Source organism: Verrucosispora sp. WMMD703 (assembly GCF_049178935.1).
In the GTDB taxonomy this organism is placed as follows: Bacteria; Actinomycetota; Actinomycetes; order Mycobacteriales; family Micromonosporaceae; genus Micromonospora; species Micromonospora sediminimaris.
This window is the reverse complement of record NZ_JBMHMM010000004.1, coordinates 3,136,415-3,150,080: the sequence shown is the minus strand read 5'-3', so window position 1 is coordinate 3,150,080 and position 13,666 is coordinate 3,136,415. Positions and strand designations below refer to the sequence as shown.

General features: G+C 71.2%; 15 protein-coding genes and 1 pseudogene. 6 read left to right on the top strand and 10 right to left on the bottom strand.

What is annotated here, in order from left to right:
• Positions 1-469 precede the first annotated feature (469 nt).
• The 4 genes and pseudogenes from mshC to ACN26Z_RS14985 form a co-directional block, all read right to left on the bottom strand.
• Positions 470-1,663: pseudogene (gene mshC / locus ACN26Z_RS15000) on the bottom strand (cysteine--1-D-myo-inosityl 2-amino-2-deoxy-alpha-D-glucopyranoside ligase); the annotation flags it as partial.
• A 65-nt stretch (positions 1,664-1,728) separates the two neighbouring features.
• Positions 1,729-2,547, bottom strand: coding sequence for an SCO1664 family protein (locus ACN26Z_RS14995; RefSeq protein WP_421461821.1), 819 nt, complete (start codon positions 2,545-2,547; stop codon positions 1,729-1,731).
• The gene (locus ACN26Z_RS14990) at positions 2,544-3,125 is read right to left on the bottom strand and encodes a DUF3090 domain-containing protein (protein ID WP_093402070.1); all 582 of its coding nucleotides are present in this window, start codon (positions 3,123-3,125) and stop codon (positions 2,544-2,546) included. Before ACN26Z_RS14990 ends, ACN26Z_RS14995 begins: the two co-directional genes overlap by 4 nt.
• Positions 3,126-3,243: 118 nt before the next feature.
• Positions 3,244-3,954, bottom strand: a complete 711-nt coding sequence (locus tag ACN26Z_RS14985) for a histidine phosphatase family protein (RefSeq protein ID WP_421461820.1) — start codon at positions 3,952-3,954, stop codon at positions 3,244-3,246.
• Positions 3,955-4,747: 793 nt separating this feature from the next.
• On the opposite strand from ACN26Z_RS14985, the gene ACN26Z_RS14980 reads away from it, so the two are divergent.
• Positions 4,748-5,338 carry a hypothetical protein gene (locus ACN26Z_RS14980; protein ID WP_421461819.1) on the top strand — a complete coding sequence of 197 codons (591 nt, stop codon included), beginning with the start codon at positions 4,748-4,750 and terminating at the stop codon, positions 5,336-5,338.
• A gap of 365 nt (positions 5,339-5,703) precedes the next feature.
• On the opposite strand, the gene ACN26Z_RS14975 is transcribed toward ACN26Z_RS14980, so the two are convergent.
• Together ACN26Z_RS14975 and ACN26Z_RS14970 are read right to left on the bottom strand one after the other, a co-directional pair.
• Positions 5,704-6,540 carry an undecaprenyl-diphosphate phosphatase gene (locus ACN26Z_RS14975; protein ID WP_421461818.1) on the bottom strand — a complete coding sequence of 279 codons (837 nt, stop codon included), beginning with the start codon at positions 6,538-6,540 and terminating at the stop codon, positions 5,704-5,706.
• Positions 6,537-7,589: an LLM class F420-dependent oxidoreductase gene (locus ACN26Z_RS14970; RefSeq protein WP_210935793.1), complete on the bottom strand. Its 1,053-nt coding sequence runs from the start codon at positions 7,587-7,589 to the stop codon at positions 6,537-6,539. The genes ACN26Z_RS14975 and ACN26Z_RS14970 overlap by 4 nt, the downstream gene beginning before the upstream one ends.
• Positions 7,590-7,728: 139 nt before the next feature.
• Here ACN26Z_RS14970 and ACN26Z_RS14965 point away from each other — a divergent pair, with 139 nt between their 5' ends.
• Together ACN26Z_RS14965 and ACN26Z_RS14960 are read left to right on the top strand one after the other, a co-directional pair.
• The gene (locus ACN26Z_RS14965; protein ID WP_093402795.1) at positions 7,729-8,700 is read left to right on the top strand and encodes an aldo/keto reductase; all 972 of its coding nucleotides are present in this window, start codon (positions 7,729-7,731) and stop codon (positions 8,698-8,700) included.
• Between the two features lie 55 nt (positions 8,701-8,755).
• On the top strand, positions 8,756-8,947 hold the full coding sequence (locus ACN26Z_RS14960) for a DUF5703 family protein (RefSeq protein ID WP_093402794.1): 192 nt from the start codon (positions 8,756-8,758) through the stop codon (positions 8,945-8,947).
• 72 nt (positions 8,948-9,019) lie between these two features.
• On the opposite strand, the gene ACN26Z_RS14955 is transcribed toward ACN26Z_RS14960, so the two are convergent.
• Together ACN26Z_RS14955 and ACN26Z_RS14950 are read right to left on the bottom strand one after the other, a co-directional pair.
• Positions 9,020-9,673, bottom strand: a complete 654-nt coding sequence (locus ACN26Z_RS14955) for a hypothetical protein (protein WP_210935798.1) — start codon at positions 9,671-9,673, stop codon at positions 9,020-9,022.
• A 34-nt stretch (positions 9,674-9,707) separates the two neighbouring features.
• Positions 9,708-11,036, bottom strand: coding sequence for a M20/M25/M40 family metallo-hydrolase (locus ACN26Z_RS14950; protein ID WP_421461817.1), 1,329 nt, complete (start codon positions 11,034-11,036; stop codon positions 9,708-9,710).
• A 114-nt stretch (positions 11,037-11,150) separates the two neighbouring features.
• Between ACN26Z_RS14950 and ACN26Z_RS14945 the strand changes: the two genes are divergently transcribed.
• From ACN26Z_RS14945 to ACN26Z_RS14935, 3 genes are all read left to right on the top strand, one after another.
• Positions 11,151-11,750: a hemerythrin domain-containing protein gene (locus tag ACN26Z_RS14945; protein WP_093402841.1), complete on the top strand. Its 600-nt coding sequence runs from the start codon at positions 11,151-11,153 to the stop codon at positions 11,748-11,750.
• A 77-nt stretch (positions 11,751-11,827) separates the two neighbouring features.
• Positions 11,828-12,826 carry a LysR substrate-binding domain-containing protein gene (locus ACN26Z_RS14940; protein ID WP_421461816.1) on the top strand — a complete coding sequence of 333 codons (999 nt, stop codon included), beginning with the start codon at positions 11,828-11,830 and terminating at the stop codon, positions 12,824-12,826.
• Between the two features lie 19 nt (positions 12,827-12,845).
• Positions 12,846-13,082 carry a hypothetical protein gene (locus ACN26Z_RS14935; protein ID WP_093402790.1) on the top strand — a complete coding sequence of 79 codons (237 nt, stop codon included), beginning with the start codon at positions 12,846-12,848 and terminating at the stop codon, positions 13,080-13,082.
• A 62-nt stretch (positions 13,083-13,144) separates the two neighbouring features.
• Here the strand turns inward: ACN26Z_RS14935 and ACN26Z_RS14930 are convergent, their stop codons facing one another.
• Both ACN26Z_RS14930 and ACN26Z_RS14925 read right to left on the bottom strand, forming a co-directional pair.
• Positions 13,145-13,495 (bottom strand): DUF3140 domain-containing protein, encoded by a 351-nt coding sequence (locus tag ACN26Z_RS14930; protein ID WP_421461814.1) that lies wholly within the window; start codon positions 13,493-13,495, stop codon positions 13,145-13,147.
• Entirely contained in the window at positions 13,495-13,659 is a 165-nt protein-coding gene (locus ACN26Z_RS14925) for a hypothetical protein (RefSeq protein ID WP_421461813.1), read from the bottom strand. The genes ACN26Z_RS14930 and ACN26Z_RS14925 overlap by 1 nt, the downstream gene beginning before the upstream one ends.
• Between the last annotated feature and the right edge of the window lie 7 nt (positions 13,660-13,666).

Here is a 13,666-nt window from a genome sequence, read left to right as displayed (position 1 = left end):
GCAGCAACATCGGCGATGTTGTCCCCTCCCGAGCGCCCGAGACAGCAACATCGGGAAAGTTGCTGTCTCAAGGCGTCCGGGAGGGGCGCGCACGACAACAGGATCGGGGACGTTGCCCTACGGCGTCCGAGGCAGCAACATCGGCGATGTTGTCCCCTCCCGGGCACGCCAGGCAGCAACATCGGGGATGTTGTCCACCGGGGCGGGAGTGGTCCCGGCGCGGGAGGGGCACCGCGCGGGAGGGCACCGTGGGAGGCGGGGACGTCGGGGGCTTTGCCGGCTCGGGCTGTCAGAGACGGATGCCGAGCAGGGCGTCGACGGTCTCGGCGAAGAGGCGCGGTGCGGCCGGGTCGTCGTCGGCGGCACCGGCACTGGCACTGGCACTGGCACTGGCACTGGCACTGGCACTGGCACTGGCACTGGCACTGGCACTGGCACTGGCACTGGCACTGGCACTGGCACTGGCACTGGCACTGGCACTGGCACTGGCACTGGCACCGGCTAGGGTCCGCTCGGCCCACTCGTCGGCCAGCCGCAGGGCACCAGGGGTGTCGAGATCGTCGGCGAGTCGTTCGCGTACGCCGGCCAGGAACGCCGCCCCGGACGGTCCGGCGGTCGCGGCGGCGGCCCGCCGCCAACGACCCAGCCGTTCCTCGGCGGCGGTGAGCAGGTCGTCGGTCCAGGACCGGTCGGCGCGGTAGTGACCGGAGAGCAGGGCCAGCCGGACCGCCATCGGATCCACCCGGTCGGCGCGCAGCCGGGAGACGAAGACCAGGTTGCCCCGGGACTTGGACATCTTCTCGCCGTCCAGCCCGATCATGCCGGCGTGCACGTAGTGGTTGGCGAACGGTGCTGCCCCGGTCAACCGCTCGGCGTGCGCGGCGGAGCACTCGTGGTGCGGAAAGAGCAGGTCGTTGCCGCCGCCCTGCACGTCGATGGTGGAGCCGAGCAGGCCGAGGGCGATCACCGCGCACTCGATGTGCCAGCCCGGCCGGCCCGGACCGAGGTCTCCGCCCGGCCAGGACGGCTCGCCGTCGCGGGCACCGCGCCAGAGCAGCGGATCCAGCGGGTCACGCTTGCCGGCGCGGTCCGGGTCGCCGCCGCGCTCGGGGAAGATCTCCAGCATCTCCGCGCGGGACAGGTTGGACTCGTAGCCGAAGCTCGGTGCGGCCGAGATGTCGAAGTAGACGTCACCGGTGCCGTCGTCGAGGCGGTACGCGGCACCGTCCTTGAGCAGCACCAACACCTTCTCGGCGATGTCCGGGATCGACTCCACAGCGCCGACGTAGTGGGCCGGCGGGATGATCCGCAAGGCCTCCATGTCCTCCCGGAACAGCGCCGTCTCCCGCATCGCCAGGACCTTCCAGTCCTCGCGGTCGCGTTCGGCCCGTTCCAGCAACGGGTCGTCGATGTCGGTGACGTTCTGTACGTACCGGACCTCGTGACCGGCGTCGCGCCACATCCGTTGCACCAGGTCGAAGGTGATCATGGTGGCGGCGTGACCGAGGTGGGTGGCGTCGTACGGGGTGATGCCGCAGACGTACATGGTGGCGGTGCCGTCCGGATCGCTCGGCTGCACACTTTCCCGCGCCGAGTCGAACAACCGCAACGTCTCGCTCCGGCCCGGCAGCCGCGGCACCTCGTGCCCCACCCAAGACTCCATGACCGTCAGCCTAGCCAGCCGTTGGGCGACGTCACGCCGGCCCGAGAGTGATCAACGCGACAGGCTCAGATCGGCGGCCAGGGCACCGCCGGCCAGTCCTGGGACGGCTGCGGATAGCGACCGCTCTCGCACAGCCGGTCGACCCGGGCGGTCAGCTCGGCGATCTCACCGAGGGTGAGGTGCTCGGCCAGTTCCTCGCCGAGCGGGCCGGCGAGCTGACGGGACAGGCGGCCGAGCATGTCGACGGCGTCGGCCGGCAACGACCGGCCGGCCCAACCCCAGAGCACCGTACGCAGCTTCTCCTCCACGTGGAAGCTCACCCCGTGGTCGACCCCGTGAATCCGGTCGTCCGGACCGACCAGGACGTGGCCACCCTTGCGGTCGGCATTATTGATCACCGCGTCGAGCACCGCGAGGCGGGCCAGCCGCGGATCGTCGGCGTGAGCCAGCGCGTACGGGGTGCCGTCGTCGTCGCGGGCGGCCGCGATCGGGAACCAGCGGGGTGGCACCGAGTCGGCCGGCACGAAACCCACGAGTGGCTCGGCGTCGGGCGGCTCGTCGATCCACAGTTGGCAGGAACCGGGCCCGAACGGCCCGTCCCGCAGCACCGTCGGCGGCACCAGGTCCCAACCGGTGGCGGCGGAGACCAGGTAGGCGGCCACCTCGCGGCCCGCGAGGGTGCCGTCCGGAAAATCCCACAGCGGTCGCTCGCCGCGCACCGGCTTGTACACGCACCGCGCCGACGCTCCGTCCAGGCTCAGAACGCCACGCAGGGTGGTGTTCGAGGCATCGACGAGCCGCCCTTCGACGGTCAGCTCACCGTCACGCAACAGGCGCAGCGCGGCACCCCCGTCCTGTCGGGGAGCCACGCCGGACGAGGTCACCGGTGGTAGCCGTTGTTCCGGGGGCAGAGGTGGCCAGCCGGGTCGAGGGGCTGACCGCAGAGCGGGCACGGCGGCCGGCCGGCGTTGACCACGCGCCGGGCCCGCTCGATGAACGCGCGGGTCGCTTCAGGGGTCAGCCGGACCCGGAGCCGGTCGAGGTCCTCGTCGGGCTCGACATCGTCGGGGTCGTCCTCCTCCTCCGACTCGCCAAGCTCGATCTCGGTCTCCGCCTCGCCGACCGCGATCGCCTCGATCACCACGGTCGCGGTGTCCGCGTCGAAGGCCAGGCCCAGCGTGCCGACCCGGAACTCCTCGTCCACAGGTGTCTCCAGCGGGTCGTTGTCACCGACCGGGACGGCAGCAGCCTCAGGCAGTTCCACACCGAACCGACGCTGGGCCTCGGTGAGCAGTTCCTCCAGCTTCTCGGCGAGCAGGGAGACCTGGACCTTCTCCAGCGCGACGCTGACCAGCCGGCCACCGCCGCGCGCCTGAAGGAAGAACGTGCGCTCCCCCGGCGGCCCGACGGTCCCGGCGACGAACCGCTCCGGCGGCTCGAAGGCGTGCACCTGGTGGGTCATACCCACGACCCTATCCGGCGGCCCCGCACAGCGCGCACCCCACCGACCCGAATAGCGACGCCGCCGACACCGCGTGTCCCGCCCGCGGTGCGCGCCGCGGAACACGGAGCCCGGCGGCTCACCGGGACGCCCCCGCGCCACCGCCGACCGCGGCGTCCGAGTCCGCCGGCCGGCGGGCCCGCCGACGCCGCTTACCCGGCGGTGGCACCAGGCCGGCCAGGTCACCGCCGACGTCGTTGAGGCGTACCAGGAAGGGCCGCAGAGGGGTGTAGCGGATCGCGGTCACCGACGCCGGGTCCACCACGATCCGCTGAAAAAGATCCAGATGTACGCCGAGCGCGTCGGCGACGATGGCCTTGATCACATCGCCGTGGCTACAGGCCAGCCAGACCGCCTCGGGACCGTTTTCGGCACTCAGTCGGGCGTCCCAGGCGCGTACCGCCGCGACCGCTCGGGTCGCCATCTGCGCCATCGCCTCGCCACCGGGGAAGACGGCCGCGCTGGGGTGCTGCTGCACCACCGGCCAGAGCGGCTCCTTGGCCAGCTTCTTCAGTGGCTGACCCTCCCAACTGCCGTACCCGCACTCGATCAGGCCGTCGTCCACCACCGGCGACGCCTCGGGCAACGCCAGGTCCAGGGTCTGCCGGCACCGGATCAACGGGCTGGTAACCACGGCCGTCAACGGCACCAACCGTAGGCGTTCACCAACTGCGGTGGCCTGGGCTCGGCCGGTCTCGTCCAGTTCGACGGGCTGCCGACCGGCGAGCCCACCGTCGGCGTTTGCGGTGGTGCGTCCGTGCCGCAGGAGCAGAAGTGTCGCCACCCGCACAACCCTAGGCCCTCGCCCCACACCCCTCAGGGCAGTGCCCAACTCCCCCCGACGGCAACCCCGGCCACCTGCCACTCGCCACCACGCCGCAGCTGCGCGGTGGCGAGTGGCGGGTGGCGGGTGGCGGGTGGCGGGTGGCGGGTGGCGGGAAGATCTTGGTGCGATTCGGCCCTCTGGTGGGCGGTTTCGGACCAAGATCCGGGGCTGTGGTGGTTCGGCAGCCCGGCGTTTCGGGTGGCGGGCGACTTGGCTCGGGCCTGCTGCGCGTTGGCGGGCGCCGGATGCGGCAAGTCGGGCCTTCCCGGGCGCCGGAGACCGCGACTTGCCGCATGTCGTGAATCGGCGAGCCATTTGGCTCGGTGGGGTGGAGCGCGGGTGGCGGTGTGGCGTGGTGTGGTGTCCGGGATTCGCGGCGGGTGCGGTGGTGTGGTGTGGTGTCCGGTTTTCGCGGGCGGTGGCGGGTGGCCGGACGGAATGATCGGCGGTCGGTCGGCGTTGTAACCGGTGACTGACCACGCAGCACCTACCCACCTACCCCCTGGTGGGCCCGGCGGGACACGGGAATGACCCGCCCCGGTCAGTCGTTGGACATGGTCCCGGCGCGTGAAGTGGCACCGCCCCACGCGTCACCCCCTTCGGGCCGACAGTTCGGCCCAGACCCTCGGAACCGAAACGGCCCACCCCCAGAGGCCGACGGTCCCACCAGTCCTTCTGGCACCCCACGTGCACGGTCCCACCGCCACCCCCTGTGCAGGCGGGACGGACCTCACCCCCGAACGCGAAGGAGCCCCCCATGAACACCACGCTGCGCAAGAGCATCCTGGGCATCGCCGGCCTCACCGCCGCCGCCGGACTCGCCGCCGGCCCTCTGAACCACGGCACCACAAGCAACGAGCCCACCCAGATCACCCCGATTGCCGCCGTCCAGGCCGACAAGCCGGACATGGGCACGTTGCTGCCGCACGGCGCCCCGAGCAACCAGTCGATGATCGAGTTGAACGATGAGCAGGTCGGCAATGTGAAGGCGATCATCGCGGCGACGAAGAAGGCCGGCATGGACGAGCGGGCCGCGGTCGTGTCGATCGCCACCGCGCTGCAGGAGTCGAAGTTGGAGAACCTGGGTCACCTGGGTGACCGCAACGACCACGACTCGCAGGGCCTGTTCCAGCAGCGCCCGTCGTCGGGTTGGGGCACGGTGGAGCAGATCACCGACCCCGAGTACTCGACCCTGGCGTTCCTGAAGGGGTTGAAGCAGGTCGACGGCTGGCAGGACATGCCCCTCACCCAGGCAGCGCAGACCGTGCAGGTGTCGGCCTACCCCGACCACTACGCCCAGTGGGAACAGCAGGCCGCCGACCTCGTCGCCCAGCACTGGACCAGCTGACCCCCACCACGGTCAGACAACAACCGAAGACATTCCTCCACAGGGGGAGCAGAAAGCCGCTGGCCGGCACCCGACACCCCGGGTGCCGGCCAGCGGCACATCCAACAACACCAGACAGCAGACAGCAGACAGCAGACAGCAGACAGCAGACAGCAGACAGCAGACAGCAGACAGCAGACAGCAGGATCCTGGGCCGGCTGGCCTACCTTCGCGCGGAGGCGGACCAGGTCAGGCTGGGGGCGACCGTGCCCGGCGCAGGGATCAAGCCTGACCGCCCGAAGCCGGGCACGGTCGCCCCCAGCCCCCAAACAGCAACCACCCTTAAACCGCAACCGCGCCGGAGCCGCACACCCCAGAACTCAGGCTCAGGTGGCGCTGATCGTCCCGGTCAGCAGCAGGGCCAGGACGAGCGTGCCGATCGCGACCCGGTAGAGCACGAAGATGTAGAGGGTGTGATGCGCGACGTAGCGCAGCAGCCAGGCGATGGCCGCGTAGCCGACACCGAACGCGATGAGCGTGGCGACGACCATCTGCGCGACGCTGGGTACCGAGGTGCCGGGTGCCGCCGGTTCGAAGACGTCACCCAGGCTGAACACCCCGGACATCACCACCGCCGGGATGGCCAGCAGGAACGAGTAGCGGGCCGCCGTCTCCCGGGTCAGGCTCAGGAAGAGACCGAAGGTGAGCGTCGCTCCCGAGCGTGACACACCGGGGATGAGCGCCAGCGCCTGGGCGAAACCCATCACCACGCCGTCCCGCATCCGGAAGTCCCGCAGCGTACGGGTCTGCCGGCCCCAGTACTCGGCGAAGGCGAGCACGAAGGCGAACACGATCAGGGTGGTGGCCACCACCCACAGGTTGCGGGCGGTTTCCCGGATCTGGTCCTTGAACAGGAAGCCGAAGAAACCGATCGGGATCGAACCGATGATCACGTACCAGCCCATGCGGTAGTCAAGGCTGGAACGGACGGATTTGTCCCAAATGCCGACGACCCAGGTTCGGCCGATACGCCAGATGTCCTTGGCGAAGTACAGCAGCACCGCCGCCTCGGTGCCCAGCTGGGTGACCGCGGTGAACGATGCTCCGGCGTCCTGTTCGAAGAAGATCGCCGAGGTGATCCGCAGGTGACCCGACGAGCTGACCGGAAGGAACTCGGTCAGGCCCTGGACGATGCCCAGGACGATGGCTTCGATCCAGGTCACTCCCCGACTCCCGAGAGGTCCAGCGCCTCGGCGACGGTCCGCAGGGTCTGCACACCGGTGTCGCGGTCGGCGGCGAAGAGGGTCACCGACAGGGTGGTGACCCCGGCCTCGGCGTACTCGCGCATCCGCTCGGCGATGCGCTCCTTCGGACCGAGCAGCGAGGTCCGGTCGATGAACTCCATCGGCACGGCGGCTGCGGCGTCGCGCTGCCGCTTGGCCAGGTACAGCTCCTGCACCTCGCGGGCGGCGTCACCGTAGCCCATCCGGGTGGCCAGTTGGTTGTAGAAGTTCTGCTGGCGGCTGCCCATCCCACCGACGTACAGCGCTGCGTACCAGCGGACCAGCTCGGCGCAGGAGTTCAGATCGTCGCCGACCACGACCGGCACGGACGGCACCACGTCGAAGCCGGCCAGCTCCTTGCCGGCCTTGGCCCGGCCGGCACGCACCGCCGCGAGCTGCTCCTCGGCGAACTCGGGCGCGTAGAAGACGGCCAACCAGCCGTCGGCGATCTCGCCGGCCAGTTCCAGGTTCTTCGGGCCGACCGCGGCCAGGTAGATCGGGATGTGTTCGCGCGGCGGGTGGAAGCCCAGCCGCAGCGCCTTGCCGGGACCGTCGGGCAGCGGCAGCGTGTAGAACTCGCCGTCGTAGGCGACCTCCTTGCGGCCCACCGCCAGCTTGACGATGTCCACGTACTCGCGGGTGCGGGCCAGCGGCTTGCCGAACCGTACGCCGTGCCAGCCCTCGGAGACCTGCGGGCCGGACACACCCAGACCGAGCCGGAACCGTCCTCCGGAGAGCGAGTCGATCGTGGCCGCGGTCATCGCGGTCATCGCGGGCGTCCGGGCGGGGATCTGCATCACCGCGCTGCCGATGTCGATTCGCTCGGTCTGCCCGGCCATCCAGGCCAGCATGCTCGGCGAATCGGAACCATAGGCCTCGGCGGCCCACACCACCGAGTAGCCGAGCCGGTCCGCCTCCTGAGCCAGGGCCAGGTGATCGGCCGGCGTGCTCCACGCTGTCTGGTATCCGAGGCTTAGCCCGAGTCGCACAGAGTCCTCCCCCATCCGCAGTCGCATCAGGTTACGCGGTGTGGGTGGCCGGGACGATCACCGGCTCACCCCGATTCGCGGGCAGACTCGACGGGAGCGAGGATATCCGTCCGGCCCTGGTTCGAAATAAGGTTCACCCATGCAGCAGCGACCGCTCGGCCGCAGCGGGCTGGCGGTTTCCCGGCTCGCGCTCGGCACCATGACCTGGGGCCGGGACACCGACGCCGACGACGCGGCCGCGCAGTTGAAGAGTTACCTCGACGCCGGTGGCAATCTGATCGACACCGCCGACGTGTACGGCGACGGCGACGCCGAGTCGGTGATCGGCTCGCTACTGGGCAGCCTGGTGCCCCGCGAGGAATTGTTGATCGCGACGAAGGCGGGGCTTCGACCGGGCGGCAGCCGACGCCGGGACGGCTCCCGAGGGCACCTGCTACGCACGCTGGACGCCTCGCTGCGACGGCTCGGCACCGACCACGTCGACCTGTTCCAGGTGCACGGCTACGATCCGCAGACTCCACTGGAGGAGACCCTCGCGGCACTTGATCATGCGGTGGCCAGTGGCCGGGTCCGCTACGTCGGCGTGTCGAACTTCTCCGGCTGGCAGACCGCCCGGGCGGCGGCCTGGCAGGCGGCCTGGCCGGGGCGGGCCCCGGTGGTGGCCGCCCAGGTGGAGTACTCACTCCTGGAGCGGGGGGTGGAGCGGGAGGTACTGCCCGCCTGCGAGGCGCTTGGGTTGGGGGTGCTGCCCTGGTCCCCGCTCGGTCGCGGCGTGCTGACCGGCAAGTACCGGCACGGCCGCCCGGCGGACTCCCGAGCGGTGTCGCCCCATTTCGAGCGTTTTGTTGCCACCTACCTGGAGCCGCGCTGCTCCAGCATCGTGGAGGCGGTGGCCACGGCCGCGGGTGGCCTCGGCGTCTCCCCGCTGGAGGTCGCGTTGGCCTGGATCCGGGATCGGCCGGGAGTGACCGCCCCGATCCTCGGCGCCCGCACCTCCGGACAGCTGCTCGGGGCGCTTCAGGTGGAACGGATGACCCTGCCCGACGAGATCACCACGGCGCTGGACGACGTTTCGGCGCTGGAGGTCGGCTATCCGGAGCGCGATGGTTGAGCATCACCCGGTGAAGGGTGGCGCTTCCGGGGTCCAACTGGGCAGCATAGGCCCCATGGACTACGAATACGCGCCGCTGCGGTTACCGCCGAACGTCGATCGGTTGACCGCCGCGGCGCAGCTGGCGATCCAAGCGGAATACTCCGGCTGGGAGCTGGCCCGGGTGCGGCTGTTCCGCGACGGTACGCGGCAGGTGATGCTGCGCCGCCGACGGGTCAACCAGCCGCAGCCGGGCCTGTCGTACTGACCGTCGGCGGTGCGGCAACCACCGGGCCGACCGTACCGGCCGGCCCGGTGACCGATGGGACAGCCTGTGCTGTCAGTGCACGTGGTCGTGCTCGTCGTCGAGTTCCAGGAACGGGTGCTCGTCGAGGCGGCCGACCAGGCGGTCGTCGACGCCGGGCTGGAACGGACCGGCCGGGTCGTCGTCGGCGAACGACTCCAGGTCGACCGGGGTACCGACCTCACTGACCATCACCACACCGTCGAGCGGTTCCAGCTCCGGCACGTCGAGCGCGCCGAGCGAGCCGTCGCCGCTCTGCAGCAGCTCCAGCACGGCCTCGCCGACGCCCTCCACCGGCGGCACCTCCTCGTCGCCGGGCACGCCCTCGCGGCGGGCGGCCTCGGCGATGCGGATCAGCGCGGAGACGCTCGGCACCCGGTAGTCACGCCGCTGGCGTACGGAGATCACCTGCGGGTGCGGGTCAGTCGACTCGACGCCCTCGCCGCCGGCGAAACGCTGATCGGCCTCGTCGGGGTCGATGGACTCGACGTCCCACGGGGTGACCTCGCCGAAGGCGTCCATGAGTTGCTCGTCGTAGGCGAACGACGCATTGTTCAGCGCGACGTACGCCTGCCAGACGTCGTCGTCGTCGATCCGGCCCTGCGCGGCCCGGACGGCGGCCAGGTGGTGGCGGGCCGCTTCGATCACGCGCTCGAGAGCGGCGTCCAGCTCACCGTGCTGGTCGGTCATGTGAGGCGTCCCCTTCACGAAGAATCCAGGATGTCTAGCAGGTACGCAGGAACCGGTCGAGAACCCGCACGCCGAACTGTAGTCCGTCCACCGGGACCCGCTCGTCGATGCCGTGGAACAGCGCCGAGAAGTTCAGGTCGGCCGGCAGGCGCAGTGGCGCGAACCCGAAGCAGCGGATGCCCAGCTGCGAGAAGGCCTTGGCGTCGGTGCCGCCGGAGAGCATGTACGGCACGGGTCGGGCACCCGGGTCCTCGGCCCGCAGCGCGGCGCCCATGGCCGCGACCAGCTCGCCGTCGAAGGTGGTCTCCAGCGCCGGCTGCCGTTGGACGTACTCGATGGCGATGTCCGGGCCGATCAGCTCCCGCAGCTGCCGCTCCAGCAGCTCCGACTGTCCGGGCAGGCTGCGGCAGTCGATGGTGGCGCTGGCCCGGCCGGGGATCACGTTGTCCTTGTAACCGGCGGCGAGCCGGGTCGGATTCGCGGTGTTGCGGATGGTGGCGCCGACGATGTTGGCGATCGGGCCGAGCTTGGCGATGGCGGCCTCCGGGTCGTCCGGGTCCAGGTCGATCCCGAGCACCTCGGAGACCTCCTCGAGGAAGGCCCGCACGGTGTCGGTGACCACCACCGGGAAGCGGTGCCGGCCGATCCGGGCCACGGCCTCGGCCAGCGCGGTGACCGCGTTGTCGTCGTGCAACATCGAGCCGTGCCCGGGCCGGCCCTTGGCGTACAGCCGCAGCCAGTCGATGCCCTTCTGAGCGGTCTCGATGAGGTAGAGCCGCCGCGCCGGGTCCACCGTGTACGAGAATCCGCCGACCTCACCGATGCCCTCGGTGCAGCCGTCGAAGAGCTCACGGTGCCGGGTGGTCAGGAAGTGCGCACCGTACTCGCTGCCCGCCTCCTCGTCGGCGGTGAACGCGAGCACGATGTCCCGTGGTGGGCGCACCCCCGTACGCTGCCAGTGGCGTACCACCGCCAGGACCATCGCGTCGAAGTCCTTCATGTCGATGGCACCGCGACCCCACAGGTAGCCGTCGCGCAGCTCACCCGAGAACGGGTGCACCGACCACTCGTCGGCATCGGCCGGTACGACGTCCAGGTGCCCGTGCACGAGCAGCGCGCCACGGCCGGGGTCGACACCGGGTATCCGGGCGACCACGTTGGCCCGACCGGGCGCGGACTCGTGGACGACCGGGGTGATGCCGACATCGGCAAGCTTTTCCGCGACGTACTCGGCCGCGCCGCGTTCGCCGACGCTGGTGGCGTTGTCGCCGGTGTTCGTGGTGTCGATGCGCAGCAGATCCCGGCACAGCTCGACGACCTCGTCGGTCGGCGCGGGAAGGGCGGCGTGGGCGTCGCTCGTCATCGTGCCTTCATATCAGCCTAGAGTTTCGGTTCGGGCGGCCGCGGGTACTGCCGCGCCTGCCCGATGCCCGTCGAAGCCCTCTCGTCGCTCCGCCCGCCCGCCCAGGAGGCGACCATGTCCGTCCATCTGCCGCCGCTGCCACCCACCCCCGGGGACGCCTACCAGCCCACCGGGCGCAGCATCGCCGACCTGGTCGCCGAGGAGCACCGGCAGTTGCTGCAGTTGACCCGGCGCCTGATCGAGCCCGGGCCGGACCCGGAGCACGGCCGCGACGTCCTGGTCGCCGCCCTGTCGCGGCACCTCTCCGGCGAGGAGCAGTACCTGCTGCCCGCCGTCCGGCACGCCGTCGAGGGCGCGAACCCGCTTGTCGACGAGGTGTTGACCGGCGACGTCGAGCTGCTGCGCGCCTTGCGGGAGCTGACCGACGAGAACCTGCCCGACATCGCCGCCCGGGTCGAGGCGCACGCCCGTGCGGTCGATCCGCTGATGCAGCGGCTGTGTGCCTCCGCCACCGAGGAGGAGCTGATCCGGCTCGGCAACCGGTTGGAGATCGCCGAGGAGGCGGCACCGACCCGACCGCATCCGGCGGTGCCGCACAACCCGCCGTGGAACCGGATCGTCGAGCCGGCGGTCGGGGTGGTCGACAAGGTTCGGGACGTCCTCGCCGGTCGGCACACCCAGTTGGGTGAGCTGACCGAGCCGCCACCTCGGTGAGAGACCCACGCCACGTTCATGGTCGTTGATCCGTCCAGGCACTACCGCCGGCTGCGCCGTGGCCCTACCGTCACGCTATGAACCTGGAGTTGCGCCACCTGCGGGTGGTCTGCGCCATCGCGGAGACAGGGAGCGTGACCAAGGCGGCCTCGACGCTCGGCCTGGCCCAGCCGGCGTTGACCGCCCAGCTCCAGCGGATCGAACGCACCCTCGGTGGGCCGCTGTTCGAACGGGACCGGCGCGGCGCGCGGCCCACCGCCCTCGGCGAGCTGGTGCTCGCCCGGGCCCGGGTGCTGCTGCCGGCGATGAAGGGCCTGCAGGACGAGGCAGCCCGGTTGGCCGGCGCGGGCGACGCCCCCCGCCGGTACCGGTTCGGCGGAGTGAACAGCCCGATCCTGGGTCGGCTGGTGCACCGGCTGGCGGCCGAGCAACCGCAGGCGCAGATCAGCACGCATGCCTCCTGGTCGGTCGACGAGCTGGCCCAGCTGGTCGCCGGCGGACGGCTGGACTACGCGCTGACCGGGGTCTGCGGTGACTCGACACCGTCGGCGGACTACGGGCTGAGCTGGCGGGAGGTCGCGGTCGACCCGGTCATGGTGCTGCTGCCGGAGACCCATCCGCTGGCCGGGCGCGACGAGGTGGACCTGGCCGACCTGCGGCACGAGCAGTGGGTGGCGGCCCCGGGGGACGGTTGCTTCGGCGACTGCTTCGCCGCCGCCTGCGCCCGGGCCGGGTTCACCCCCCGCAAGGTGTACGAGGCCGACGTGCGCAGCTGCATCGATCTGGTCGACGCCGGCGAGGCGGTGGCGTTGTGTCAGGCCACGTTCCGGCCGGTCGCCGGTCTGGTGACCCGCCGGCTGGTCGATGCGCCGCTGCGCTGGCGGCTGATGCTGGGCTGGCACCCGGAGTCGGCCGCCGCCCGCACCGCCGACCTGGTGCTGGAGACCGCCCTGGTCGCGTACACCGATGCCCTGGCACCGCATCCGGCGTACCTGGCCTGGCTGCTGCGGAACCCGGCGTTCGGCGTTCGGCGACCCGCGCCGGTGGTGGCGGCGCATCGGGTGCGAACCGGCTGAGCGCGGGTAAGGGGCGGGTATGACCGACCTCTATCCCGCCGCCGACGACCGCGAACTGCTTCGTCGGGCTGCCGCCGCGCACACCGCCGCCGTCCGCGAGTGCGAAGCGTTCCTGCGCCGGTTGCCGGAGGTGCCCGACCCGGCCGACCTGGCCGAGTACGCCAACCTGCTCACCCGCGAGGAGCAGACCCGCGCCGACCGGCAGGCCGCCGCCGACGCCGCCGGGCTGGCCATCGCCAGCCTCGAAGCCGAGTAGCCCGCCCGGGCACACGGTCGTCCCCGGCGCGATGCGGCGGCGCCGGGGACGACCGTGGCGGGTCAGCGTTCGACGAGCACGTCGTGTCCCAGGTCGAGCAGGCTGTGCCGCCATTCGTCGTCGGAGTTGCCCCGGCCGGGCTTGGCGGCGGTAAGCGATCGGATCCGCTCGACGGCGTCACGCATCACGTCGATGTCCTCCGGCGTCAGGTCGACCTTGCGTTTCCGCAGCACGGCGAGGATCTGCCGGCCCGGCTCCGGCAGGTTCAGGTCCGGGTCGGGGCCGAACGCGCTCTCGCCGGAGCCGCGGGTCAGCAGCCACTGTCGCAGTTGCTCGGACGGCACGTTGACCTCGGCGTGGAAGTTCTCCCAGAGCACTTCCACCTCTGGGTCGAGTCGCTGTTCGCGTACCATCAGCCCTCCTCTGCCGGCGGCGACCCGGACTCCTCCGGGTGCCCCTCGTCGGTCTGCCCGCCCAGCCCCTCCGGCGGCACCTGCACCCGGGCGGGGTTGGCCGTCGGTGACGCCAGGATCGCCTCGGTCCGCTCGTCTTCGCGGGCCTCGTCCGGTTCGGTCATCAGTACC